Raw genomic sequence first — 5,792 nt, 5'->3', positions numbered from 1 at the left:
CTACCCTCCCGCCGATGTCGATATCGCTGCAGCTGATCGAGGTCCCGAAGCTGGAATTGGCAAGTCAGTTTCTGCGGATATGGCGCGTCTCGGGGCCGAATATTTGCGGTGCTCTTCGAGAGGCCGGCATCGAGATGAGCGAATGGAAAGCCGCATCGATGCGCAATCGCAGCTATGAATGCTATTTTCAGCGCATCTACGAACGGGACGAGGTGCGTCCGCTCAGCTCGACCTTCCTGAAGGTTCGCGGAGATGAAATGGGCGACATTCTTGAGATCCGCGCCAAGATTATTGGGCCAACGACCGACGCCCAGGGACGCCTCGCCCCGGCCGTCCTACGCATTTTCGAGATCATTGTGAAGCAGGCGTGCTGGCGTGATTTCGAGGATACTCTTGCCTCGATCCAAAACCTTCAAAATGTCGAATACGAACGATTCGGCTCCTATCTCAGCTTCACACGTGAAGCCGGCAGCGCAAATATCTTTAATTTTGTTCTTGGCCTTAAGGCGACTTCAGGTTCGCAGGTGAGGACCAAGATGTATTTTTCGACTGAGCGCTGGCTACAAATGCCCGCAGTGCTCCTGCCAGCTTCATCTTCAGGGAGCGCTTGGGGGCATCCATATCAGCCAATTGCGCTCAATGACGTCGCAAGCCCCCGTCAAAGTCCAAGATCAATTTGGAACTGTGGCTAAACATCGACGGCTTCATCGTTTTGAGCGATGAAAGCGTCACGCCGAGCAGCCAAACAGACCGCCGTGGTGATTTCGGCCATGAATGCTGCGATCATCCCTAAATCTTCTTGTACACATACTATGTGTACGTTATATTGAGATCAAGGAGATAGTTATGCCGAGAACCGCGGACAATAAATCCGAACGCTACCAGCTGCGCATCCCGCCAAAGCAGAAGGCAATGATCGCGCGCGCAGCTGCCCTTTCGAACAAGGATATGGCCGATTTCATTCTCGATAAGATAGTACCTGAAGCCGAAGCCGTCATCCAGGCTGCTGAAGTTGAGACCGTTTCGAGCCGCGATTTCATCCGCATCCTCGACCTGCTTGAACGCCCGCCCAAACCAAACGCGAGACTACGCGCCGCGATCTCTGCTCTACCGGATGCCTTGTGACCCTCCCCGTCTGGCATGAAGAGCCGATCGCTAAGTCGCATGATCGGGCCTCATTCGATTGCGGTGATGCGGCAATGAACGAGTTCATTCGGCGCTTCGCCCGGCAGAGCCATGAGCAGAATGCGGCGAAAACCTTCTGCGCTATCGACAAGGCCCACCCTGATCGCATCCTCGGATTCTACACAGTCGCGCCCTCTGCCGTTACGCATGAGGCCGTGCCTCCGAAGATGACGAGAGGCCTCGCACGCCATGAAGTCGCAGGCTTCAAGCTCGCGCGCTTGGCAACCGACATAAAGGTGGCGGGAAAAGGTTTAGGCGGTCAGCTCATCGCTGCTGCAGCGCTCCGTTGCCTGCGGCTCGCCAGCGAGGGCGGCGGGATCCTGCTAATCATCGATGCCAAGAGCGAGCGCGCCGCCCATTGGTATGCCAGCTACGGCGCCGAACCGCTGCAAGGGAAACCGCTCACCCTCGTTATGCCGCTTGCCACCTTCGCCGCCGACCTGAAGGCCAAGGGGCTCCTGTAGCCGTTTAGCCGCCAAGCCATTGTGCTGCCGGCCCGAACCGCGACACCTCACATCATCAGTCAAAGCTGTTTGCCAGCAGAACTGCGGAGAGCTTTTTTATTCCCGCCCCAAATCCTATCTACAAACTCTCACCGGGATTGAGGACAACCGCCGATGCCGCCGAATGCATGGACAGGCCCGGAAAAGAACATATCTTCGAAGGGTCCTTCCTTTTGAAGCCTCGAATCAAACAGCACGGGCACACATCCATGACCAAAGGCTCCGATCTTCTAGTGGCAGCGCTTGAGAACGAAGGTGTCGAGCGCATCTTCGGCATTCCCGGCGAAGAGAATCTCGACGTCGTCGAATCCATCCGCAAGTCGTCGATTGAGCTCGTGCTCACCCGACACGAGCAGGCGGCGGCGTTCATGGCCGCGACCTATGGCCGCCTGACTGGCAAGCCCGGCGTCTGCCTGACGACGCTTGGGCCGGGTGCTCTCAACCTCTCGACGGGTGCGGCATACGCCTTGCTCGGTGCGATGCCGATGGTGATGATCACCGGTCAGAAAGGGATCCTCTCATCCCGCCAGGCGCGTTTCCAGGTGGTCGACGTCGTCGCGTCGATGAAGCCGCTGACCAAGCTCGCAAGGCAGATCGTATCGCCGCAGATGATCCCGACGACGGTCAGGGAGGCGTTCCGCATCGCCCAGGAGGAAAGGCCGGGGCCGGTGCATCTGGAGCTTCCGGAAGATATCGCGGCCGAAGAATGCCAGGAGGTGGCGCTGATTGCGCCGCACCAGCTCGAACTGCCGACGGCAAGTGAGGCGGCGCTTAACCGCGCAGCCGCGCTCATCACCGCGGCCAAGCGTCCGCTTCTGATGTTCGGGGCCGCCGCCTCGCGTCCGCGCTCGACCTCCGACATCGCGCAATTCGTGATCCGCACGCGCATCCCGTTCTTCACGACCCAAATGGGGAAGGGAACGGTTCCGGGTGGAACCGAACTTTACATGGGCACCGCGGCGCTGTCGGAGCGCGACTATGTCCACGAAGCCATCGAACAGGCCGACCTCATCGTCACGATCGGCCATGACACCATCGAGAAGCCGCCGTTCATCATGGGCAAGGGCGGTCCGAAGGTCGTCCATATCGGATATCAGCCGGCGACCGTCGAGCAGGTCTATTTCCCGCAATCCGAGGTCATCGGCGACATCGGCCCCTCTCTGAAGGCGCTGGCCRATCGCCTCGAGGGCAAGCTGCCAAACGCGCAGGCGCTTCTTCATCTCCGCGAGCGCATTCTCGAGCGCATCGCCGCGCGGGCGACGGAGGATCGCTTCACGCCACAGCGGCTGGTCCACGATATAAGAGAGGTGATGCCGCATGACGGCATACTGGCGCTCGACAACGGCATGTACAAGATCTGGTTCGCCCGAAACTACCGGACGCGGATGGCGAACACGCTGCTGCTCGATAATGCTCTTGCAACGATGGGAGCCGGGCTGCCGTCGGCGATGGTTGCCTCGATGCTCTACCCGGAGCGGCGTGTCATGGCGATCTGCGGCGACGGCGGCTTCATGATGAACTCCCAGGAGCTCGAGACGGCCGTCCGGCTGAAACTCAACCTCGTCGTTCTTGTCATCGAGGACAATGCTTACGGCATGATCCGCTGGAAGCAGGCGGTGGATGAGTTCCCGGATTTCGGGATGACCTTCGGCAATCCCGACTTCGTGAAATATGCCGAATCCTATGGCGCCAGGGGAACCAGGGTCGACGATATCGGCCAGTTCAAAAAGGTCCTCGAAGAGGCATTCTCTGGAGGTGGCGTCCATCTGGTGAATGTGCCGGTCGACTACTCGGAAAATGAACGCGTGCTGGTGAAGGAGCTTCGCGAGCGGCTCCCCGCGATACTGGAGGCCTGAGATGCAGTCTACCATGAAGGTCTATCAGGCGTTCGACCGCGTGCCGATTGCAGAGCTGCCGGCAGACGACGCATCCGCGCTCGAGCGCAAGCTTCAGGTCGCCGCAAAGACCTTTGCCGATCGCGACGGCTGGCTGCCCGCGCATCAGCGGATGGCAATCCTCAGGAAGGCGTCGGCGCTTCTGCAGGAGAACCGCGACCGCTTTGCGATGATGATCGCCAGCGAAGGCGGCAAACCGCTGACCGACGCAATCATCGAGGTAACGCGCGGGATCGACGGCCTGGTGAACGCGGCAGACGAACTGCGCAATTTCGGCGGCAAGGAAATCCCCATGGGGCTGACTGCGGCCAGCGCGAACCGATGGGCTTTCACCACCAAGGAGCCGATCGGGGTCGTGGCGGCGATATCGGCGTTCAACCATCCGCTCAATCTCATCATCCATCAGATCGCGCCGGCGATTGCGGTCGGTTGCCCTGTGATCGTGAAGCCGGCGGCAACGACGCCGATTTCCTGCATCGAGATCGTCAAGCTGTTCTGGGAGGCCGGTCTCGACGAACGCTGGTGCCAGACCCTCATCACCGAGGACAATGCGCTTGCCGAAGCCTTCGCAACCGATCGTCGCGTGGCGTTTCTGAGTTTCATCGGCTCTGCAAAGGTCGGCTGGTACCTCAAGAGCAAGTTGCCGCCGGGCACTCGATGCGCGCTGGAACATGGCGGAGCGGCACCCGTGATCGTCGACCGCAGCGCCAATGTCGATGCGATTGTCGGCACCATCGTCAAGGGCGGCTATTACCACGCTGGGCAGGTCTGCGTGTCGGCGCAGCGTCTTTTCGTGCACGAAGATATTCTGGCTTCCTTCACCGAGGCTCTCGCCGCCAAGGTTGCGGCCCTGCATGTCGGCGATCCCAAGCTTGCACAAACCGAGGTAGGGCCGCTCATCCTGCCGCGCGAGGCGGACCGCGTCACGAGCTGGATCAAGGAGGCGACGGATGCCGGGACCAAGCAGATCGGCGGCGGGCGGATGTCCGATACGACGCTTCTGCCTTCGGTTCTGCTGAACCCGCCTGTCGAAGCGAAGGTGTCGGTGCTCGAGGTCTTTGGACCGCTGACTTGCGTCTTCGGCTACCGCGACCTCGACGAGGCGATCCGCATTGCCAACTCGCTGCCCTATGCCTTCCAGGCAAGCGTCTTTTCCGCCGACATAGCGGTTGCTCTCAAGGCGGCAAAACATCTGGATGCATCGGCCGTTCTCGTCAACGACCATACGGCGTTTCGCACCGACTGGATGCCTTTCGCCGGACGCAGACAGTCCGGATACGGGGTCGGCGGCATTCCCTCAACGATGGCAGAGATGGCCGACGACAAGATGGTCGTGTTCAACCAGGTTACTTAAGATCAGTCGGTACTCCGTCGCCGTTGGCAGCCGACAAAGACAATGGACGACCCTTTCGCCAGCGTGCTGGACCAGCGGCATTTGCATCGAGGCTGCTGGGCGATGCGATGTCGAGTACCGCTGAGAGTTAGACAAGCATTGGATAACAGCTCGCTCAGCCAGGATCGACTTGCCTCGCCTGTTATCGGGAGGCATGGTCTGTCATGGAACAACGGAATCACGAAACTACGGACGAGAGGTCCTTGGCCATGCTCGAAAGCTCGCAGCGCATCGCAAACATAGCTGATTAATGTTTTCCTTCCTGCACAGTTCGGACCTTCATATTGGCAAACGATTTGGCAATCTTCCGGAGGATTTGAGAGGGCGCCTGCGCGAGGCGCGGCATGGCGTGATCGCTAGGCTCGCCGCGGCGGCACGAGAGCATGGCGCTGGTGTCATCCTGCTCGCGGGCGACACCTTCGATACCGAGACGCCGACGCCTGCCGTGCTTCGGCAAGCGCTTGGCGAGATGGCCCGGAATACGCCGCTGCGCTGGGTCCTGCTTCCGGGCAACCACGATTCACTGCTGGCGGACCAGCTCTGGAGTGCGGCGCGCGGCGTTGTGCCCGACAATGTCATCCTGGCGACGGAAGCGGTGCCCCTTCCGCTTGGACCTGATGTCATCCTGCTGCCGGCGCCTTGCACGACCAGGAGACCGGGCCGCGACCTGACCGAATGGATGACGGGTGCCGCCACACCGGACGGCGCTATCCGCATCGGCCTCGCCCATGGCCCGATCCAGGAATTTTCGGAGGATGCCACGGCCACCAACGTGATTGCGCCGAACCGCGCGGCGCTGGCCGGCCTCGATTATAT

6 protein-coding genes are annotated in these 5,792 nt (G+C 60.5%); all 6 read left to right on the top strand.

Going from position 1 to position 5,792, the window contains the following annotated elements; translation table 11 throughout:
* Window positions 1-692: DUF6030 family protein (locus AC1D1Z_RS33025; protein WP_477853067.1), on the top strand; the 692-nt coding region annotated here is incomplete at its 5' end.
* Between the two features lie 154 nt (window positions 693-846).
* Window positions 847-1,125, top strand: a complete 279-nt coding sequence (locus tag AC1D1Z_RS33020) for a type II toxin-antitoxin system TacA family antitoxin (protein WP_018245607.1) — start codon at window positions 847-849, stop codon at window positions 1,123-1,125.
* On the top strand, window positions 1,122-1,649 hold the full coding sequence (locus tag AC1D1Z_RS33015) for a GNAT family N-acetyltransferase (RefSeq protein WP_018245608.1): 528 nt from the start codon (window positions 1,122-1,124) through the stop codon (window positions 1,647-1,649). Before AC1D1Z_RS33020 ends, AC1D1Z_RS33015 begins: the two co-directional genes overlap by 4 nt.
* Before the next feature lie 248 nt (window positions 1,650-1,897).
* Window positions 1,898-3,544 carry an acetolactate synthase large subunit gene (locus tag AC1D1Z_RS33010; protein ID WP_477853064.1) on the top strand — a complete coding sequence of 549 codons (1,647 nt, stop codon included), beginning with the start codon at window positions 1,898-1,900 and terminating at the stop codon, window positions 3,542-3,544.
* Between the two features lies 1 nt (window position 3,545).
* Complete coding sequence (locus AC1D1Z_RS33005) at window positions 3,546-4,937, top strand: aldehyde dehydrogenase family protein (protein WP_026188694.1); 1,392 nt, start codon at window positions 3,546-3,548, stop codon at window positions 4,935-4,937.
* A gap of 289 nt (window positions 4,938-5,226) precedes the next feature.
* Window positions 5,227-5,792 (top strand): metallophosphoesterase family protein (locus AC1D1Z_RS33000; RefSeq protein WP_477853061.1); only part of this gene is annotated, 566 nt, incomplete at its 3' end.

This window comes from Rhizobium sp. P1_E1 (assembly GCF_056406015.1).
This window is presented reverse-complemented; position numbering and strand designations above follow the sequence as displayed.

Coding starts and splice junctions, on each gene's coding strand:
- AC1D1Z_RS33005 (WP_026188694.1), top strand. CDS start 3,546: ATGCAGTCTACCATGAAGGTCTATCAGGCGTTCGACCGCGTGCCGATT.
- AC1D1Z_RS33020 (WP_018245607.1), top strand. CDS start 847: ATGCCGAGAACCGCGGACAATAAATCCGAACGCTACCAGCTGCGCATC.